Below are 17,619 nucleotides of genomic sequence, written 5' to 3'. Positions count from 1 at the left end.
GGGGCCCACGCTCTTCCAGTCGACGCGAGTCAGGGCCGACACGGCGCTTCTGGGCGCGTGCACGCTCAGCCACGCGACCTGCTGCTCGAAGTCATACGTGTACGCGCTCTTGCGTCTCGCCCACGGCACCATCGCGACCGTCACGCCATGCCCGGCGCAGGTCACGCGCCGAGGCGCGTACTCCAGGAAAAGCCTCGCGCAGCCGATGTCGAGATGCCGCCATCGTCGCGTGGGCAGACGGTCATACGGCCGGCCATGCCCGCCGCATTCAGCGCACCGGCCCATGACACTCGCATACGGGCGGACCGGGACGACGACGATCTCACGGCCGGCGTGATCCCGTTCGACGCGGGGCGTGCCGATCACGACGTTGGCGGGCAGATGCAGCATGCGCTTGAGCGCGCCGGCTGATATGGTGGGCATAGGCGTTCCCCTGTTCTTCGGTTCCATTTCTTGGCGGAAACAAACCTAACAGGCGAACGCCCCTTCCATACCCGCACACGAAAAAGCCCCGGCCACGACGCCAAGGCTCAACACCCCACCACACAAACTGGCGAAGGCTCGAATGTTTTCATGCTGGTCGGCGGAATCATCACAGTGGTATCGGTTATCATCGTCGTGGTGTGCTGGCGCATCTACGTACGTCGCAATGAACGGAAGGCCCGATGCTCTTCCACCATCAACGGTGTGGTGACGCGGCTCATCGAAAGCCAGAACAGCGAGGGGCGGCCCTCTTGGAAACCGGTGTTCACCTACACCGTGGGACGGGACGAATACACCATCGTGTCGTCGGTCGCCTCGACTCCGCCTCAATATAAGGTCGGAGAATGGGTCGTCGTCAAATACGATCCGTTCAACCCGTCGGATGGGTTCGTGGAGGGCGAACGTGGTCCGAAGATCATGCTGATCATATTCACGGTAGTTGGCGTGTTTGATCTCGTCGTGGGGTTGGTCCTGTTCATTCTGGCGGCGGTCGGCGTGCTGTCGTGAACGACGGGCGGCAGCACATCAGCCCATCGGTTACGCCGCACATGACACAATCAGCCGATTGCCCGGCAGTATCTTCATCAATGTACTGCCGGGCAATCGGCTGAAAAGCATGTCAAAAACGGATTTTGAATCAGGATGCAGACGACATCGCCACGAAGATGCCAATCACAATGAAGATCACATACAGCGCAACCGTAAGGATGACGGACACCAACGCGCCCATGCCGGCCTTCTTCGCGCTTAGCGGCTTCTCGTTCTTCCACACGAGGAACAGAATCAGGCCGACAAGCGGGATGAAGAAGCCGAGTACCGCCCAACCGAACGAACCAGTGTCGGTCGGATTCGGCTGCTGGTAGCCCTGCAGGGCATATTGCTGAGGATAGGCGGGAGCAACCGGAGCACCCTGATACCCGGCTTGCGGCGCGCCATACTGCGGCTGTGCACCGGGCTGTGGTGCCGGAGCCGCGTACTGCGGAGAACCGGCCGGAGGAATCGGCTGCTGCGGAACCGGACTGACATTGAGATTGGGATTAGGATTGGACATTATTGGCCCCCTTCTCTTGAGACGTCGATTGTCTTCACTTCATAGTCTATGCCGTATTACCGGCCACTACAACGTTATCCGCCTGCGTTTGCATGAAGTTCATCGTGCCACGGCCGGATGCATCGGGTTGCACGGCACTGCCATCAATAAGAAGAACGGGCCGACATACACATCATTGTGCGTTCTGGAACGTCCGGGCAGTCCAGGTAATCAGCTAGAGACGACTTGTGGGTGGCTTTCCTGCAAATCAGGAAAGCCACCCACACTGACCGCCAGCAAATGCCATGCGGCGCAGTAAGAGCCATGCAAAGCCACGCGGGGCAACGCCCTATGCCACAGCCGCGGCGCACAGGCAATCCGCGCAACTCAGTGCGTCTGGAAGTACCGGTTGACGGCATCCTCGAGCTGGTCCACGGTCTCGATGATTTCGTAGACGCCGTGCTCCTCCATCTCGCCGGCAGGCGCGTAGCCCCAACGGCAGCCGATGGTGTCCAGACCGCAGGCGCGGGCGCCGTCGATGTCGGTGTACCGGTCGCCGATCATCAACGCCTTGTCGCCTGCGGCGGCGTCGAAACCGATCTTATCGAAGCAGTAGCGGATCACCTGGTCCTTGTCGAGACGGGAATTGTCCTTGGAAGCGCCGTAGATGCCGTCCAGTAGCTCGGTGAGGTGGAAGTGCTCGCAGATCGGCACGCACTGGTACTCCGGCTTGCAGCTGGCCAGCGCCAGATAGTACCCGTCCTCGCGCAGCTTGACCAGCTGTTCGCGGATGCCGGGGAACACCACGTTCACCAGACGGCCGGGCACTTTCTTGCCGGGCTCGTTCGGATCGTCGAACACCGCTTTGTCCGCGTAGTAGCTGCGGTAGATGTCCACCGCGCGGTCCAGCTCGTCCTCGGGCACATGGTTGCGCTGCAGCGATTCGATGATGGCCGGGCCGATGAAGCGCTGCAACTCCTCGTCATCCGGTACGGGCCTGCCCAGCGCTTCGAAGGTCTTGACGACGGAGGCGATGATGCCGCCGTCGGATTTAGTCAGCGTGCCGTCGAGATCCAGCAGGACTACGTTCATCGGGTGCTGTGCCATTGAGGTCTACTCCCCTGTCGCGATTCGAACATCATGCGACGCCCGTGGGCGCCGCGCACGCCAGTGATGCACTGGCGCGAACTTTACCAGCAATGATTATGCCCAGTCGCTTTGACTGGGCATTGGGTTCACGTGTTGTTCACCGTGCGATGATTCCAACGATTCCACCGATGAACGGCAGAGCCTTCCGAGCGTTACTACGTAATTCGCTTAATACGTGCCGCCGGTCAGCCCCTCACACCGTCACTCGCCGTCACTCGTAGTCGGGAATCCAACCGTCGCGGTGCATCTGCAGTCGCTTCTCGAGGAGCTTCGCGAGCTCCTCTTCGCTACGACGTTCCAGCAGCATGTCCCAGTGCGTGCGGGTGGGCTTGGCGATCTCGTCGCCCTCGCGGTCCGCATCGCCCTCGCGATGGGCCACGGCGCCGCAACGGCACTCCCACTCGTCCGGCACCTCGGCACCTTCGGCGAACGGCAGGATGGTGCGATGGCCCTTCGGACATACGTACGCCACATCCTTGCGTGCGGCGAAATCGACATTGTCGTCCGACTCCAACGACTTCGCACCGATGCTCATACCCCTGAGGCTGCGTTCTGCCATATCGGCGTCCTCCTTGAATAATTCGTAACCGTACCAATCTACGCAACAGTTCGGACTTGACCGTTATTCCTTTGCCGGGTCGAACCGGGTGAACCGGAACGAACTGGGACGAATCAGGGCCCGAATCAGGGTGATTCGCGGCGAACCACGCAACGGTCCCCGATCAGTCCACGCCGGAATACGCCACGACACCGCGGTTGACGCGATCCGCGGCCTCCTTGGCGGTGTCCGCCAAAGCCTCTCCCCCGGCGAACGGCAACGGCCCGGCCACTGCGATCTGCTGCAGCACGTCCGCCAGGCGCTTGGCCGTGCGGACGAAGTCGCCGCCGGTCATATCCGTGCCGTAGAGGCAGGCCGCCAGCGAGCCGCCATCGGCCCATTCGTACATGATGTCCACGATGCCGAAATCGGGCTGCGCAAGCTCGTTGAGGCCGTTGTCCTCGCACAGCGCATCGATGTGTGCGCACACGCCCTTGAGCTTGGAGGAGGCGATGGCGATGCGTCCGGAGACACCGCCCGGATAATGCCGGGGCTCTCCCTCCCCGCCACGACGGGCCTCGTATACTAACGCGGACAGCACGGCCGCCAGACCGTTGGCGTCGAGCTTGTCGAACGTGCCGGCAAGCAACGCCTCGCACAGTTCCAGATCGTGCTCGCTGTAGATGCGGCGCAGCAGTCTGCCCTTGTCGGTCAGGGTCATGTCCACGCGGCCGTCCTCATGGTCGCGCCGGTCGAGGTACCCGAGCTGACACAAGATGTCGCAGATGCGATCGAACTGGCGTGCCACCGATCCGGTGCGGGAATCGTAACGGTCGGTCACCCGCTCGAGTTCGCGCGTCTCACGGGCCCAACGATGACCCCATTTGAGGTGCTGCTGCAGATCCGGACAGTCGCGGCACGGGTGCTCGCGTTCGGCCTTGCGCAGCTGCTGGATATGTGTCTCCAGATCGCGGAAGGCCTTGCTGCGCTCCTGATCGGTGAGGAACACCTCGTGCTTGAGTTTGCGCCGGCCGTCCTTCTCGATGGAGCTCAACTCCATGCGCAGCGTCATGAACTCCTTGAAATCGCCGTGGCTGCACTGGAACGCCTGCTCGTACCCCGCCAGCGCGGTTTTGAGCGTGGAAATCTGCGATTCGAGCTGCCAGGCCGATTCGTTGGCCTCCCATTGGGCGAAGGACTGGTCCAGCGTCACGCGCGCGGTCTCGTAATCACTGGAATTAAGCAGGTTGACGGCCATGTTGAACGTGGGCCGGAAGCTCGAATGCAGCGGGTACACGCGCTTGGAGGAAAGCGCGGCAGCTGTGGCCGGCACGAATCCGTGATGGTCCACCACGATGGCGTGGCCGATGGTGTCGATGCCGCGGCGGCCGGCGCGACCGGTCAGCTGCGTGAACTCGCCGGGGGTGAGCGGCACATGCCCGGTACCGTCGAATTTCTCCAGCTTCTCGACCACCACGCAACGGGCCGGCATGTTGATGCCGAGGGCCAGCGTCTCGGTGGCGAACACCATCTTAACCAGCCCCTCCTCGAACAACCGTTCGACGATCTGACGGAACAGGGCAATCATGCCGGCATGGTGCGAGGCAAATCCCTCCTCCAACGCGAATCGGAACTTGGAGAAGTGCAGGGCCTTGAGATCCTCCTGCGTGAGCTGTCCGGCCACCATCTCGTCCACGATGCGACGGATGCGCACGGCCTCCGCGTCCGTGGTGAGCTCGAGCCCGGCGTTGATGCACTGCTCAACGGCCTGATCGCACCCGTTGCGCGAGAAGATGAAGTAGATGCCGGGCAGCATGTCCAGGAAGTTGAGCTCGTCCACCACGGCCCAGCGGCGGGGCGTGTACCGTTCGGGTTTCGGCTCGCGGCCATGACGCGACTTGCCGCCCTTGCGCTTGTCCGGGCGCTCCTGTCCGCGGCGTCGCGCGGCTTTGCTGTCCAGCTGGTCGAGGCGGTTGACGAGCGTGGCGTTGAGCTTCGTCGTCTGCTCGCCTTTGTCATCGCGACGGTACAGGTCCAGTACCTCGGGTTCGGTGTGGTCGTCCGCCTGTACCAGCACATGCTGTTCCAACGGCACCGGCCGGTGCTCGCTGATCACCAGTTTGGTATCGCCCCTGACCGATGCGATCCAGTTGGAGAAGTCCTCGACGTTGGACACCGTGGCGGACAGGCCCACGATTTTCACCGACTTGGGCAGGTGGATGATGACCTCCTCCCAGACCGGCCCGCGGAATCGATCGGCAAGATAATGGACCTCGTCCAGGATCACGTACCGGAGCGCGGAGAGCGTGGAGGAACGCTCGTACAGCATGTTGCGCAGGACCTCGGTGGTCATGACCACGATGTCGGCTTCGGAGTTGATCGACGTATCCCCCGTAAGCAGGCCGACCCGGTCCGGGCCGTAGACATCCACGAGGTCATGGTACTTCTGGTTGCTCAGCGCCTTGATGGGCGTGGTGTAGAAGGCCTTGACGTTGCGCTCCTGCGCCAGATAGATGGCGAAATCGGCCACCACCGTCTTGCCGGCGCCGGTGGGTGCGGCCACCAGCACGTTGCTGCAGGCCTCGAGCGCGTCGTTGGCCTCGAGCTGGAAGTCATCGAGGTCGAACGGCAACGTGGATGCGAACCGCGCCGCCACGGAGTCGCGCTGGCGTTTGGTCTTCTGGAAGGCCGCGTACCGTTGCGCAGGGCTGAGGTTCGATGCTTGCGAGTCGTCCTTGCTGTGATGGTGACGTGCCATGATGCCTTCCTGCCGGTCCGGCGAAGCCGCTCGTGTACCCGTGTACCCATGTACCCGTGTGCCATGCCTGTGCCGTACCTCTGCACTCGTGTGTTGCCGCATGTCTTACGGTACCCGAGTATGTGCGGTATGCCGGACCTGACGAATGTCTAGCGAATGTCTAGTCGTTGAACCGTTTCCACCGGCTCCATGCCCGTGTGTGGCGCTCACGTTTGGCGGCCCTGCGACGCAACACCGCCGCATAGGTCTCGGCGTAACGCTCCTGGGCCTTGCTCAGCGGCTGGGTGAACAGCGGCGGCTCGACGGCCGAATCAGCCGACTCATCAGGCTCACCCATGGCGGCCAGCCGTTCGCCGACACGCTCGGCCACACCGGACATATCATGGAGCGCCCGCAATCCATGGATGCCCGCATAGATGAGTCCGGCGACAATCATGGACAGCATGAACAAGGCCAGAATCAGCCATATCCACCACGGCATGGGCTCTCCCTACCTCACTCTACTTCTCGACTTGCTCGACTTACCACTTGACTCTACTTGTTGTCGCTGATGCTCAGTTCGCGTTCGGCGCGGGCCACAATCATCGTACGCAACGTCTCCGGCGCCACGGCGGTGATGTGCCGCGCATGGGCGATGCAGAAGGCCACGAACCACGAATCGGAGGACACGGTCAGATGCACCTTCTCCCCCGCACCGCAATGCTCCACGGTGGCACCGGGCAGGGTCTTGATGAACGGCAGGTCGCGCTGATCGGTGATGAACACCGCTTCGGTGCCGTTGTCGAAGCTCCATTTGCGCAGCTCGTTAACCGGCACGTTCGGCACATCGATCTCCTTGGTGGGCTTGACGAGCTCACCCTTCTCGATGCGGGCGAGACGCAGCACCTGCCAGACGCGCGGCTTGCCGGTGGCCTTGTCGATGCTGGTGTCCTTGGAGACGTACGCCTTCTTGTCCTTCGGGGCCGCGGCGCCGACGTCCGTGTAGACGGCGGCATAGTAGACGCCCTCGTCGATGAAGATCTTCGAGGGCGCCACAAGCTTGCGGCGCGTGCGGCCGGTGCCGTCCGTGTATTCCATGTCGAGCAGGGAGTCGGTGTTGATGGCGCGCTTGACCAGCGAGAAGCTGCGCGGCTCCAGTTCGTATCCGGTCAGGCTCAGCCACGGGGTCTGACCGGGCGTGACGTGCCGACGCAGACGCAGGTAGAGCGATTCGGCCTGGCTGCGCTGCTTGTCCGGCAGCAACGGCGAATGGGCGAGGTAGCTGACGGATGCCGTGAGCATGCTCAGATACTGCGGCGAAATGCCGGCCAGCCGCTCCAATCCCAGCGAATTGGTGGCGGACACGATGCCTTCGGAGTCGAGCAGCGGCCAATCGATGTCGAAGAACTGGCTGCCGGCCATTTCCCCGTCGTCGGACACGGTGGTCAGCGTGTTGATGTCCTTGTGGATGATGTTGATGTGCTTCTTGAGCTCATCGTCGTTCTTGGGCTTGCCGATGAACCGTTCGGCCAGCTCGCCCATGGAGAACTCCTCGCCCAGATGGGCGGACAGGAACAGCATGAGGCGCAGGCGGCGATCCACCTCGCTGCCGGTCTGGAACGCGGAGCTGTTCTTCTTGTTCTGCGCCTTGATGGACTCGGGGTCGCCGGGCTCGCTCACATCGCGGCTGATCGACGGGGAGACGACGGACGCGCTCACCGGGCTGACCGACTCGTCCGCCAGCGTGAACCGGCTCGCGGCGTGCAGACGGCGGTGATAGGCGTCCACGGCCTCCTGCGGGCTGACGATGGTGGCACCGGGGTGCTCAAGCACGTACATGGCCAGATCGTCGGAATCGGTGTACGCCACGTTGAGATGCTCGCCATCCACCTCGACGGTGGCGGCGAAACGACGGGAATCGATGACCTTGACCAGCGAGTCAGGAATCGGCTGGGTACCGAGGCCCGGGGCGATGGAGTCAAGCCCGAGGCCGGGAATCGGCGTCTGCGGCACGCGCGGCGTGGTGCGCGAGGCGTGCTGGGTCAGCTGCGACTGGTCCGGTTCGGAGGAGATCGACATCGAACGGGCCAGGTAGTTGGCGGCGGCCAGCACCGGCATGTCCTCCGGTTCGAACATCAGGCGGATGCGCGGCTCATCGCCCAGCTGCAGCCGGTATGAGGCGAAATCCTGCCCCTCCGACTTGGACGAGTATTCCGGCTGACGGGACTCGATGGCGATGCCCATGGCTGCGAGCTTAGCGCGGTCGCGCTGGAACTGCTTGGCGAATGCGGCTTTGGCTGCCTGATCGGCCAGTTCGCCATACGAATCCGCGTAGGCCTTGACGCGCTGCGCAATCTGGCGCGACGTGAGCCATTGCGGGAACGCGGAAGACAATACGGCCAGCACATCGAGCTCGTGTTTGCCCCACTTATCGGAAAAACGCCGACGTCCGCTTGTTCCTTCTGCCATTAGTCCTCACGTATAGTTAATGTTTCGTTATAAGTGTGCAAGTGTTATCCCGCACTTCCTCCATCTTAGAGTGTTTTTTCGGTGGCTGGCGACATTTCCCGAAAAATAACGTCATTTTGTTGTTTTCCTCTGCGCATTTCCGCATAATCCCCGCGTTCGGGTGTGTGTATGGCCGGTCTGTATGGACGGCCCTCGCGTTCGCGTAAGGCCGACCATACACGCACATAGTCGTATCGGAATCACATTGCGATCGTGCCCGGATCACACCCAGTCGTCGGGCTCGATGCCCAGCGGACCGACGTACTCGCCGTTCGGCACGTAGCTGGGTTCGCCCTTGTCCTCCAGAACGGCGTCGGCGAACATGGCCACGTCACGGCCGAACGTCCAGTCGCCCTTGATGGTCACAGAGTTGGCGGCGGCCAGCGAGGGGACGTCGTACGGGAAGCGCTCGTCGAAATCGCGGATGTACTTGTAGTACCGCTGGTCGAGTTCGACGTTCGGGAAGATGTAGTTGCCGTCCTCCATTTCGTAGGTATCCGTCAAGTGGAAGCGATCGGACCGCATGATGAAAAGGTCGTTGGTGGTCTTGACCGGCAGGAACCGCATGCGGTCCACCTGCACGCAGATGGATCCGTTGAACAGCCCGATGGCGGCACCCATGGCAGTTTCCAGCTGAATCACCTGCTCGGTGTCCGGATTGGTGGGGTCCACGGTCTTCCTGTTGCGAATCACGGGCAGCGGCAGCACACCGTTGCATTCGGCAAGCTTGGCCTTGAGGGCGTCGATGCGAATCCAGATCGAGTTGGTGTTGAAGTACGGGTGCTTCGCGATGTCCTCCGCGGCGGCCTTGTCGTCCGGATGGACCTGGCTCATCTCACGCAGCATGAGACGGCCGGTCACCTTGTCGCGCACGATGTGGCCGCCCTTACGGTCGGCCTTGGTACGGACGGCCACCTCGGCCATGAACGGCGCGCCGGTGTTCTCGAAGTGCTGCGCCAGCGTACGCGACGGGCGCGCGCCGAGGTTGTCCGAGTTGGAGATGAACAGGTACTTGAGACCGCGGGCCTCGAGCACGTCCAGCAGACCGGACTCCCAGATGGTGGAGAACAGGTCGCCGTGGCCCGGCGGGCACCATTCGAGGTCGGGGTTCTGCGGGAAGCTCACCGGCTCTCCGGTGGCCGCGACAAGCTTGGGCTCCTGATGCTGGATGATCTCCATCGGCACCTCGCTCTGCTTGAACTTGCGATGATGCTTGAGCACCTTCATCGTGTCCGCGGAGGTATGGAACGAGTTCATGAACGTGAGCGGCAGTTCCACGTCCAGACGGGTGCGGGCTGTGAGCACCTGGCCGATGATGATGTCGATGAAGCGCATCTGCTTGGCCTTGTGACGACGCACCGGCAGCAGCGACTTGGCCTTCTGCAGACCCATGGAGGTGCCCAGACCGCCGTTGAGCTTGATGAACGCGGTCTTGGCGAAGGCGTCCACAGCCTTGTCGTGGTTGATGGTCTCGTAGACGTCGTGGAAGCTGGGGATGTGGCCGAGCGGTTCGACGTCGTCCTCGCGAATCCAGCTGGTGCCCTCGTCGTTGCGCCAGACGTTGTACAGACGTTCGAACTGGTTGATGGCGGTCTCGCTCATGCCGTGTTCACGCATCTTGGCTGCGGAATGCTCGAACACGTCGTCCGGGGCGTTGTCCTGCTGCTGTTCGGCCTGTTGCGCGGCGGCGGACTGTTCGTCGGCGCCGACCGCCGGGCCGTCCGCGACGGTTGTCTCGGGCGCCTCGGCCGGGGCGGATGCGCCGGATGAGGCATCGGATGCGTTCGGGGCGTCGTGCACACCGGCTGCATGTGCGGATGCGACGCTCTGCTGGGCTTCATCGTTCAGTGCGGTCACTGTGATCCTTTCGTACTGCAATAACCCCTCAGTCTAGCGCCTCCTGCCCTTGGTGCGCGCGTGGTCGGGCTCGTAGGGTCGTGAATAATCGGTGAATGGGCCGGTTCCCGTCCATTGCGTACGTTCATCGCATATTTCCGGCGGTCGAGCCCGTCATGCCGTGCAGGGTGAGGGCTCGACCGACATCACGGCCGCCGCGGATGTGCGCAGCCGCGGCAGTCAGATTCTCTTCAATTCGGCCAGCGCGGCGTAATGCAGCACGTCGAAGCGTTCGCGAGCGATGCGCTCGAGCATCGCCATGTGCTCCTGTTCCCATGCGGCGATCCGCTCGGGCGGAAGCGATGCGCCGATGCCCCGGCACGCCTTCATCCGTCCGTTCCAACTCTCCCGCGTGAACGGCACCTCCAGTTTGCGTTCCTCATGATGAACGAGCTCAAAACCGGAGTCCGTATAGCACGATGGGATGTCGATCGGATGCATGCGCTCCCCCGCGCCGCTCCAGTTGGGGCTGTATTTGAGGACGAGCCGTTCGCTCGCGCCGGCGATCGCGTCCTCGAATGGCAACCATTCCATGACCATCACGAGCAGTCGGCCGCTTGGTTTGAGCAGATGATGCAGCTTGTCGCAGACCGTCTCATGATTGAAATACCAGAAGCACTGGCACGCGGTGACCACGTCGAACGACCCATCGGGAAAGTCGATGTCCTCCGCCGACGACACCCGGTATTCGATGCCGCTCATGCCTGCGGACAGGCGACGGGCCTGTTCAATCTGCTGCCGCGAGATGTCAGCACCGACCCAAGTGGCACCGTACCGAATCATGTTGCGCGGCAGCACGCCGGTGCCGGTGCCGAGATCGAGCACACGCTGGCCGTCGCGGCATAGGCCGCGGTCAAGAATCATCCGGTAGAACTCCGCCGGATAGATGTCGCGGTATTTCGCGTAATCGGCCGATGTCCGGCCCCAATCGAACGGCGTGCCATCATCGATGCGCTGGTCAACAATCATCGAATCATCCTTTCTGCGGGTATTCTGCCCCAGTCCCCGCGCCGGAAGTTCGCTGACTATGCGTTGGCTTCCTTTGTCAACGGAGCTGTTCCGAGCTGTCCCGCAAAGCAGGACCGAGGGGCAGTCATCTCATCAACGAATTTCTGACGTAGAACACTACTCTTCCGGTTGTTTCAGGAACTCGCCGCTGTCGAAATAGCCGGCGATGTCGTTATTGTCGACGATGAGCCGAGGATCGATGGCGAGCGTGTGATGCGCGTCCTCGGTGCCGCAGTACACCGTGTCATGCGTCAGAAGCCGTTTGTTGAAGAACATGCGCACGTCGTCCAGAAACAGCGGTCCCACCGTGCCGACGTCGTAACCGGTACGTTCCCTGACAAGTTCCGGCGAGGCAAGACGAATCTGATGCAGACCCAGCGCGCGACCAAGCTGTCGCCATTTCAGATGCCCCGCAGCAGAGGCGACAACGGCGAACACGCCCTCCTTGGATTCAACGACGTAGGTGGCTGCCGCCTTGGTGATATCGAACACCTTCGCACCGGATTCCAGATCGACGATCGCCATCTCGTGCTCGATGATCCGCGCACGCCCCGAATGCCTATCGGCGAACTCCCTGACCTGCTCGAAACTGACCATGATCGCGCCCCTTACTGCTTTCGTCGGCCGGTGACGATGCCAAAGGAAAGCAATCCGCATTGACCGGACGTCCGTATGACTGTCCCACTGTAGCACGGAGATACTGCGATCATCCTTGGGATGCCGGACACCGGCGCATAACGGCCGTTGCCCGGCTGGCCCTTCAGTAATTCGGGATGTCATTGTCTACGGTCATACGGCCTCCTTCCACCCATCCCCCTACATAAGACAAGCCACTACGATAACGCAATTGCAATGGCTGAGTCGTAGGGAGTCTAAAGGAATGTCCAAATCGGTTTCAGTAGGATGTCGAGAATCTTGTCAATGACGCCCCATATTCCCAAATACGCTTTTCTGGAAAAGAGGTAGGAGTTCGAAGGTTTGTATTCTGTATTGACCTTTGCATAGTAGATACACCAGAGCAGACACTTTCGCAGTTCCCTTTCGGTGAGGTCAGGGTTGGTGTCCTCGATGTTGAAGAAAGGTTGTCTAATCTTCTGGGCATAGTACGTCAGCAGATTCTCCGTGCTCTTTCTCGAATAGACGGAGCAGAATGTGTGGAATCCCTCTTCGTCGCCTCCGTTATCTCGAATCGGCAGCATGGAGGAACGGTCGTCCGGCCTATCCAGTTCCGGTACATACGGCAGTAGAAGGTGAACTTTGAGTCGTCTCCTATCCACGAGGTAATCGGCCTGTTTCTTTGGATGATCTGTTGAGATGCATGTGGTTATGAACTCATCTTCGCCTGCACGGCCGGTTTCGGAAATCCCAGATGGAGCGACACCGATAGACCATGCAGTCAACAGTCTTGCCGTATGGAAATCAATCATCCGCATGCCTTCATTCGTTTTCGCTGACACTGCTCGTTTCCCGATGGTACATGTTGCCGGCCGACTGGCGTGAGCAGTGAATGTGGCGGCGTTCGGCGCATACCCGTTATGTCCAACGGCATCGTCTGGGGTGAATCACGCGCCCACATGGCGAATGCCGTTCCTGCAGCGCCGAGATGAACCGCACCTACGCCGCCGACCGACTGCTCGACCGGCTCGCCAAGTCGGAGAAGAAGGGCACGCCCAAGCAGCTGAGCGGTGAATGCGCGAAGGCCGGCATACGGCTGCCCGCCGCGACCATCCGCACATGGATCCACCAGAAACGCCTCACGCCCGACCCGAACGGTCACGTCACCCTGCGGGACATCGTGCCGTTGCTGCGCCAACGTTCTTAAAAGGAGTGTCTTCCTCATATGAGGAAGACACTAGAAAAGAGAATTCAATTCCGCAATCACACCACTCACACCTCACATTTCTCCGAGCTCTTGTACCGGAATGGCGGTCAGGCAAACGGCCTTGTTTGCGATTCGAAAACAGGACATTCTCGTAGTCGTCATGTCCGTTGAACAAAGGCCCAGCGTGGAACGGAATGTCCGGCAAACCCGAATCGGCCAGATGTCGTTCGTATTTTTCGATATGCACCGCTATGGGTTCGGATTGCACATGGAATACTAGTGTGATGAGGTAATATTCGGACAACTTACCCCATTCGCCGGATTCGTCCACGAAGACGCTCAATTCACTCAACCGAATCCCCTGACGAGACGACGAATCAAGGAATGCCGGGGGAATACCCCCGGCGACTTGGAGCCTCGCCCTTGCGGGACAAAGCATTCTCAATTGTACCAAACGCATTGCAACATGCAACGTCGCGCCCTTCGTGATGGGAGAAGACGACTTGGACCGGCAGCCGCAAGCAGTCGACGAAATCGGATAAGGAAATTCATCGAACGAAATCGCGGCATGCCGGTGATTCGAGGCGTGTCGCGGTGCGTTGTGTCAGAATCGTGTCCGAAAGCGCGTCCACAGACACGATTCCACAGCATGCCAGACCATTCAAATCGTTCAAATTCCAACAATCTGAGGACATTGACCGCATGATTCTCGATTACCCAGTCGATACCGTCCGCAACACGGAATGACTGGGATTCATCTGATGATCGGGAGCAGTTTCGGTCCGAGGTCGCGTATTTCATCGTGTCCCATCGTGTCCAAACACGATTCAAGCAAAAACAATGAAGCCCGGAATCGTTGAGATTCCGGGCTTTCTGGTCGGGCCAGCGGGATTTGAACCCGCGACCCCTTGACCCCCAGTCAAGTGCGCTACCAAACTGCGCTATGGCCCGATGCTGCAAAAGCAACAGTCAGCTAATTTAGCATGAATCATATTTAAGACAAATTCGGCGCGTGTCGCGATGTTACATGTATGGGCGGAATCCATGCCGCCCTAAGTCAAGAGAGGATTGTTCATCACTGCATCACACCACGGTATTGGCGTCCAGTTCGCTGATCTGTGGCAGGTGCCGTATGCCGGAAAGTGTCCAAAGGCGATTCCAACTTCTACGACATCATCAGTGCGCATATCTGGTGCAGTATATCTGGTGACGTAACGGATGCGGCATCGTATCCATACCTCATGCAGCCCTTCGGGTCTAAAACAACAAGCGCCGTGTCGATGATTTCTCTCCAAGCCTGCAAAGTGGCGCAGTCGCGGTGTCGTTACGGTATATTATTCGACGCACCGATGCGCTCACCGCGCGCAGGCGTTCAAGAAGTACATCCCCGCCGACTACGTGGGCCTGACCAGCCTCGGCGTGAGCGTCCTGCTCGGCGTCGTTGCCATCGCCGCCACCAACGGCTTCCACGGCTACGGGTGGGGCATCGTCCTCACCGGCGTCATCGACGTCGCCCAAACCGTCCACACCCTCGCCAACCAGGCGCTGGGCGGCAAGCTGAGCAAGGACAATGTCGCGGATTGATCCATTTCGCTGCCGGCACTCGTCGTCTTTCATGGCGTCGGGTGCCGGCTTTTCTTGTATTTCCCGTCAAGGAAATATGTAGTAGGTAAACGTTTAAGGATGTGGCTGTCTGTGGGATACTGAATGGAGATTTCTATTTGTAATGAGCCTCCCTAGTCACATGCACTACAAGAGCTACAGTGATACACTGTGGATAAGGAGAGACGCTATAGCGTCTCGAAGTCAAGAGATCGCAAGGAAACATAGATGACTAGCGAAACTGAGTGCTTTGAACTTCAGAAGGGCGCGCGTGAGCGAGAGGTGCCCCCGAGCGCAGAGGTCGTTGCACACAAAAAGAGCAATGCGGTGAAATCGACACCTACGAGCTTCCGGCTCAAGACAGAGACTGTTGCGGCCCTCAAGGAGTTTGCCGGTACCCATAACCCCATGGGTCTCAGCCGTACCCAAATCGTTGAGGCTGCCTTAGTGGAATACATAAAACACCACAGTTGAACTAATGTAGTGCATGTAATACAATAAATACATTCGCTACAAAGGTGGGTATTATGACTGACAAAGCCAAAGAAGTGCTACAGACCGAACTCGGTACGCTCTATCACGGTGACTGTGTTTCGTGGATGAAAACGCTCGAACCTGAAACGGTTGATCTCATTTTTGCTGATCCACCCTTTAATCTCAATAAGGACTATGGCAAGGGGGTTAAGGACAATCTGAAGAATTCAGAATATCTCGCATGGACATACGAGTGGATCGATGCGGCTGTCCCATTGCTGTCTCCCGGCGGGGCTATCTGGATTTACAACATTCCTCGGTGGAATATCATGATTGGAGCGCATCTGATGCAGAAACCTGAGCTTATGTTTCGACATCAGGTTGCGGTGTCCATGAAGATGGGACTCCCCATTCCCGGTAAGCTGAGCCCTGCTCATTATTCCTTACTGTATTTCACTAAGGGTAAGCCGAGAACGTTCACAAGACCTCGAACGCCCATTGAGCTATGCCGACACTGTGGTGGTGAAATTCACGATTATGGCGGGCATCGGAATAAGATGAATCCGCTTGGCGTGAATCTGACCGACGTGTGGACAGATTTAAGTCCAGTGAGGCACCGAAAAGACAAACGCCGCGCTGCCAATGCCTTGCCTGAGAAAATGTTGGAACGGGTATTGACCATAAGCAGCGAGCCAGGCGATGTGGTGCTCGATCCATTTGGAGGATCGGGCACCACTTATGCCGTTGCCGAACGCATGCACCGACACTGGCTGGGAATCGAGCTCGGTGACACAGATCCCATTGAACGTCGGCTTACCGGACGAGAAGCAGTCTTCGAGATGCCCCAAAAAGGCGACGCAGGGAAAAGCAAACCTAAATTGATTCAACCCGTAGCAGAGCAGTGGCCGCTCATCGCCTAGCGCGGCCGTCTGTTCCTTTAGGGATACGAGGTACATCCCAGCTCTCGGCATCCTGTTCGATAGTCACGATGCCGAGATAGCTGGGAGTTGCCAGTGACTTCCAGTGCTTCCAGAGCGGGATGTATGGGCGAAGTTCTGGTTCATTACCAATCCTGTCGGTTAGATATGGAGCTAGTTTTTCCGACGGTACGACAAGTATTCCACCGGACAGCCAACCTTCCAGTATTCCTAATGCGAGCCGATTGATGGCTCTATGTGATGACGAGATATTGCCAGTCTCCCATTCGACGGCAAAGGGCAGGAAGTCGGATTCCGTCTCCGGCCAACGCCAATGGCAATCAAACGCACCAGGGTGGGGGCCCTTGCCTCGACCGCGACCAGCTTTCTCTTCCAAAGTCCATCCATGATTGTGCAGATATTTCGTGAATCCCAACTTGATAGGCTTTACACCGTTCCCCTCGTCTGACTTTTTACCCGATTCGGGGTATATCGTAAACGCATCTGACCCGATAGGCCATACGACATGGTGGATGGCTTCGCGAATCTGATTTTCGATGAAGTCGTACTCTGGCGATGATTCGTATTCGCCTGTACTCAGCAGTGTCTGCCATTTAGTAATTTTCATGTTTTTATCCTACTTGCATATGGTACGAGTATCGCGTGAGGACACCATCGCACGTCGTGAATGCTGGCGCTTCATAGGAAGTGAACGAGAGAGGCATCGATTCAGTCCCCCTATTGTTGTTCCTCAGTCATCCTAGTATGCCGCGTCAAAAAATCGTTTATTAATTCTGGTATGATCGGGGCATGGCGAGGACGGGACGGCCTAAGGCCGAGTTGACGTTGACGGACGGGGAGCGGGACCAGCTGGAGCGTTGGGCGCGCAGGCGCAGGTCGTCGCAGGCGCTGGCCCTGCTGTGCTTTGTCAAGTTGGTGTCTGCGTTTTGTGCAGTGTTTTTCCGCAGTGTAGGCAGCGGGTTTTCCGCAGTGTGTGCGGTATCGGCCGCTGCCTGTCTGCGTGTGTTGTTGTGTTGTTTGGTTATTTGGTCATGAGGGCGTGTTGGCTGCGGTAGGAGTGGCCCTCGAATCTGATGAGTCGTCCGTGGTGGACGGTGCGGTCGATGAGGGCGGCGGCCATGTTCTTGTCGCCGAGAATGCGTCCCCATCCCGAGAATTCGATGTTGGTGGTGTAGATGATGCTCCTTGTCTCGTAGCTGTCGCTGATGATCTGGAAGAGGAGGCGGCTGCCTTCCTCGTCGATGGGCAGGTAGCCGAACTCGTCGATGATCAGGAGGCGTGCTTTGCCGATGCCCGCGAGCTCCCGGTCGAGCCGGTTGTCCNGTTGGGCGCGGCGCAGGCGCATGAGCAGTCCGGTCGCGGTGAAGAACCGGACCGGTATGCCCCTGGCGCAGGCGAGCCTGCCGATCGCGATCGCGAGATGGCTCTTGCCGA

The 17,619-nt window shown here is 59.6% G+C and carries 18 protein-coding genes, 1 tRNA gene and 1 pseudogene; 5 read left to right on the top strand and 15 right to left on the bottom strand.

The features are described from left to right. The coding region (locus BMYO_RS10520) for a helix-turn-helix domain-containing protein (RefSeq protein WP_169834139.1) at positions 1-423 on the bottom strand (423 nt) is incomplete at its 3' end. Between the two features lie 30 nt (positions 424-453). Here BMYO_RS10520 and BMYO_RS10515 point away from each other — a divergent pair. After that, positions 454-990 carry a DUF3592 domain-containing protein gene (locus BMYO_RS10515; protein ID WP_143249172.1) on the top strand — a complete coding sequence of 179 codons (537 nt, stop codon included), beginning with the start codon at positions 454-456 and terminating at the stop codon, positions 988-990. A 130-nt stretch (positions 991-1,120) separates the two neighbouring features. Here the strand turns inward: BMYO_RS10515 and BMYO_RS11905 are convergent, their stop codons facing one another. From BMYO_RS11905 to BMYO_RS10465, 10 genes are all read right to left on the bottom strand, one after another. Beyond that, entirely contained in the window at positions 1,121-1,534 is a 414-nt protein-coding gene (locus tag BMYO_RS11905; RefSeq protein ID WP_211276858.1) for a hypothetical protein, read from the bottom strand. Positions 1,535-1,900: 366 nt separating this feature from the next. Then, positions 1,901-2,620: an HAD hydrolase-like protein gene (locus BMYO_RS10505; protein WP_094668414.1), complete on the bottom strand. Its 720-nt coding sequence runs from the start codon at positions 2,618-2,620 to the stop codon at positions 1,901-1,903. Between the two features lie 253 nt (positions 2,621-2,873). Then, the gene (locus BMYO_RS10500) at positions 2,874-3,221 is read right to left on the bottom strand and encodes an RNA polymerase-binding protein RbpA (protein WP_094668413.1); all 348 of its coding nucleotides are present in this window, start codon (positions 3,219-3,221) and stop codon (positions 2,874-2,876) included. 163 nt (positions 3,222-3,384) lie between these two features. Continuing rightward, the gene (locus tag BMYO_RS10495) at positions 3,385-5,958 is read right to left on the bottom strand and encodes a DEAD/DEAH box helicase (protein ID WP_094668412.1); all 2,574 of its coding nucleotides are present in this window, start codon (positions 5,956-5,958) and stop codon (positions 3,385-3,387) included. Between the two features lie 160 nt (positions 5,959-6,118). Beyond that, the gene (locus tag BMYO_RS10490; RefSeq protein ID WP_094668411.1) at positions 6,119-6,439 is read right to left on the bottom strand and encodes a hypothetical protein; all 321 of its coding nucleotides are present in this window, start codon (positions 6,437-6,439) and stop codon (positions 6,119-6,121) included. 53 nt (positions 6,440-6,492) lie between these two features. After that, entirely contained in the window at positions 6,493-8,406 is a 1,914-nt protein-coding gene (locus BMYO_RS10485; protein ID WP_094668410.1) for a helix-turn-helix transcriptional regulator, read from the bottom strand. A gap of 261 nt (positions 8,407-8,667) precedes the next feature. Continuing rightward, complete coding sequence (locus BMYO_RS10480; protein WP_169834140.1) at positions 8,668-10,062, bottom strand: UTP--glucose-1-phosphate uridylyltransferase; 1,395 nt, start codon at positions 10,060-10,062, stop codon at positions 8,668-8,670. A 459-nt stretch (positions 10,063-10,521) separates the two neighbouring features. Then, entirely contained in the window at positions 10,522-11,310 is a 789-nt protein-coding gene (locus BMYO_RS10475) for a class I SAM-dependent methyltransferase (RefSeq protein WP_094668409.1), read from the bottom strand. A gap of 156 nt (positions 11,311-11,466) precedes the next feature. Continuing rightward, positions 11,467-11,946, bottom strand: a complete 480-nt coding sequence (locus tag BMYO_RS11590; RefSeq protein WP_211276857.1) for an aminoacyl-tRNA deacylase — start codon at positions 11,944-11,946, stop codon at positions 11,467-11,469. Positions 11,947-12,221: 275 nt separating this feature from the next. Then, the gene (locus tag BMYO_RS10465; RefSeq protein ID WP_143249171.1) at positions 12,222-12,776 is read right to left on the bottom strand and encodes a hypothetical protein; all 555 of its coding nucleotides are present in this window, start codon (positions 12,774-12,776) and stop codon (positions 12,222-12,224) included. A 176-nt stretch (positions 12,777-12,952) separates the two neighbouring features. On the opposite strand from BMYO_RS10465, the gene BMYO_RS10460 reads away from it, so the two are divergent. Then, the gene (locus BMYO_RS10460; RefSeq protein ID WP_094668406.1) at positions 12,953-13,171 is read left to right on the top strand and encodes a hypothetical protein; all 219 of its coding nucleotides are present in this window, start codon (positions 12,953-12,955) and stop codon (positions 13,169-13,171) included. 121 nt (positions 13,172-13,292) lie between these two features. On the opposite strand, the pseudogene BMYO_RS12245 reads toward BMYO_RS10460, so the two are convergent. Then, positions 13,293-13,523: pseudogene (locus tag BMYO_RS12245) on the bottom strand (DUF3800 domain-containing protein); the annotation flags it as partial. 522 nt (positions 13,524-14,045) lie between these two features. Beyond that, positions 14,046-14,122: transfer RNA gene (locus BMYO_RS10450), tRNA-Pro, on the bottom strand. A 447-nt stretch (positions 14,123-14,569) separates the two neighbouring features. On the opposite strand from BMYO_RS10450, the gene BMYO_RS10440 reads away from it, so the two are divergent. From BMYO_RS10440 to BMYO_RS10430, 3 genes are all read left to right on the top strand, one after another. Then, entirely contained in the window at positions 14,570-14,755 is a 186-nt protein-coding gene (locus BMYO_RS10440; protein ID WP_094668405.1) for a hypothetical protein, read from the top strand. A 246-nt stretch (positions 14,756-15,001) separates the two neighbouring features. Further along, a complete protein-coding gene (locus BMYO_RS10435; RefSeq protein ID WP_094668404.1) occupies positions 15,002-15,247 on the top strand; it encodes a hypothetical protein in 246 nt (81 codons plus the stop codon). Between the two features lie 53 nt (positions 15,248-15,300). After that, positions 15,301-16,167 (top strand): DNA-methyltransferase, encoded by an 867-nt coding sequence (locus BMYO_RS10430; protein ID WP_094668403.1) that lies wholly within the window; start codon positions 15,301-15,303, stop codon positions 16,165-16,167. On the opposite strand, the gene BMYO_RS10425 is transcribed toward BMYO_RS10430, so the two are convergent. Together BMYO_RS10425 and BMYO_RS10415 are read right to left on the bottom strand one after the other, a co-directional pair. Then, entirely contained in the window at positions 16,157-16,792 is a 636-nt protein-coding gene (locus tag BMYO_RS10425; protein ID WP_094668402.1) for a PDDEXK family nuclease, read from the bottom strand. The genes BMYO_RS10430 and BMYO_RS10425 overlap by 11 nt on opposite strands. 414 nt (positions 16,793-17,206) lie before the next feature. After that, on the bottom strand, positions 17,207-17,619 hold a 413-nt coding region (locus tag BMYO_RS10415), incomplete at its 5' end, for an ATP-binding protein (protein ID WP_158216989.1).

Source organism: Bifidobacterium myosotis (assembly GCF_002259745.1).
In the GTDB taxonomy this organism is placed as follows: domain Bacteria; phylum Actinomycetota; class Actinomycetes; order Actinomycetales; family Bifidobacteriaceae; genus Bifidobacterium; species Bifidobacterium myosotis.
The sequence above is the reverse complement of the archived record's forward strand: the minus strand, read 5'-3'. Positions and strand labels throughout refer to the sequence as shown.

What these genes read in the sequence shown, in the direction of transcription:
- BMYO_RS10485 (WP_094668410.1), bottom strand. Translation starts at nt 8,406, where the DNA reads ATGGCAGAAGGAACAAGCGGACGTCGGCGTTTTTCCGATAAGTGGGGC.
- BMYO_RS10430 (WP_094668403.1), top strand. Translation starts at nt 15,301, where the DNA reads ATGACTGACAAAGCCAAAGAAGTGCTACAGACCGAACTCGGTACGCTC.
- BMYO_RS10480 (WP_169834140.1), bottom strand. Translation starts at nt 10,062, where the DNA reads ATGCGTGAACACGGCATGAGCGAGACCGCCATCAACCAGTTCGAACGT.
- BMYO_RS10495 (WP_094668412.1), bottom strand. Translation starts at nt 5,958, where the DNA reads ATGGCACGTCACCATCACAGCAAGGACGACTCGCAAGCATCGAACCTC.
- BMYO_RS10425 (WP_094668402.1), bottom strand. Translation starts at nt 16,792, where the DNA reads ATGAAAATTACTAAATGGCAGACACTGCTGAGTACAGGCGAATACGAA.
- BMYO_RS10460 (WP_094668406.1), top strand. Translation starts at nt 12,953, where the DNA reads ATGAACCGCACCTACGCCGCCGACCGACTGCTCGACCGGCTCGCCAAG.
- BMYO_RS10475 (WP_094668409.1), bottom strand. Translation starts at nt 11,310, where the DNA reads ATGATTGTTGACCAGCGCATCGATGATGGCACGCCGTTCGATTGGGGC.
- BMYO_RS11905 (WP_211276858.1), bottom strand. Translation starts at nt 1,534, where the DNA reads ATGTCCAATCCTAATCCCAATCTCAATGTCAGTCCGGTTCCGCAGCAG.
- BMYO_RS10500 (WP_094668413.1), bottom strand. Translation starts at nt 3,221, where the DNA reads ATGGCAGAACGCAGCCTCAGGGGTATGAGCATCGGTGCGAAGTCGTTG.
- BMYO_RS11590 (WP_211276857.1), bottom strand. Translation starts at nt 11,946, where the DNA reads ATGGTCAGTTTCGAGCAGGTCAGGGAGTTCGCCGATAGGCATTCGGGG.
- BMYO_RS10465 (WP_143249171.1), bottom strand. Translation starts at nt 12,776, where the DNA reads ATGATTGATTTCCATACGGCAAGACTGTTGACTGCATGGTCTATCGGT.
- BMYO_RS10490 (WP_094668411.1), bottom strand. Translation starts at nt 6,439, where the DNA reads ATGCCGTGGTGGATATGGCTGATTCTGGCCTTGTTCATGCTGTCCATG.
- BMYO_RS10505 (WP_094668414.1), bottom strand. Translation starts at nt 2,620, where the DNA reads ATGGCACAGCACCCGATGAACGTAGTCCTGCTGGATCTCGACGGCACG.
- BMYO_RS10435 (WP_094668404.1), top strand. Translation starts at nt 15,002, where the DNA reads ATGACTAGCGAAACTGAGTGCTTTGAACTTCAGAAGGGCGCGCGTGAG.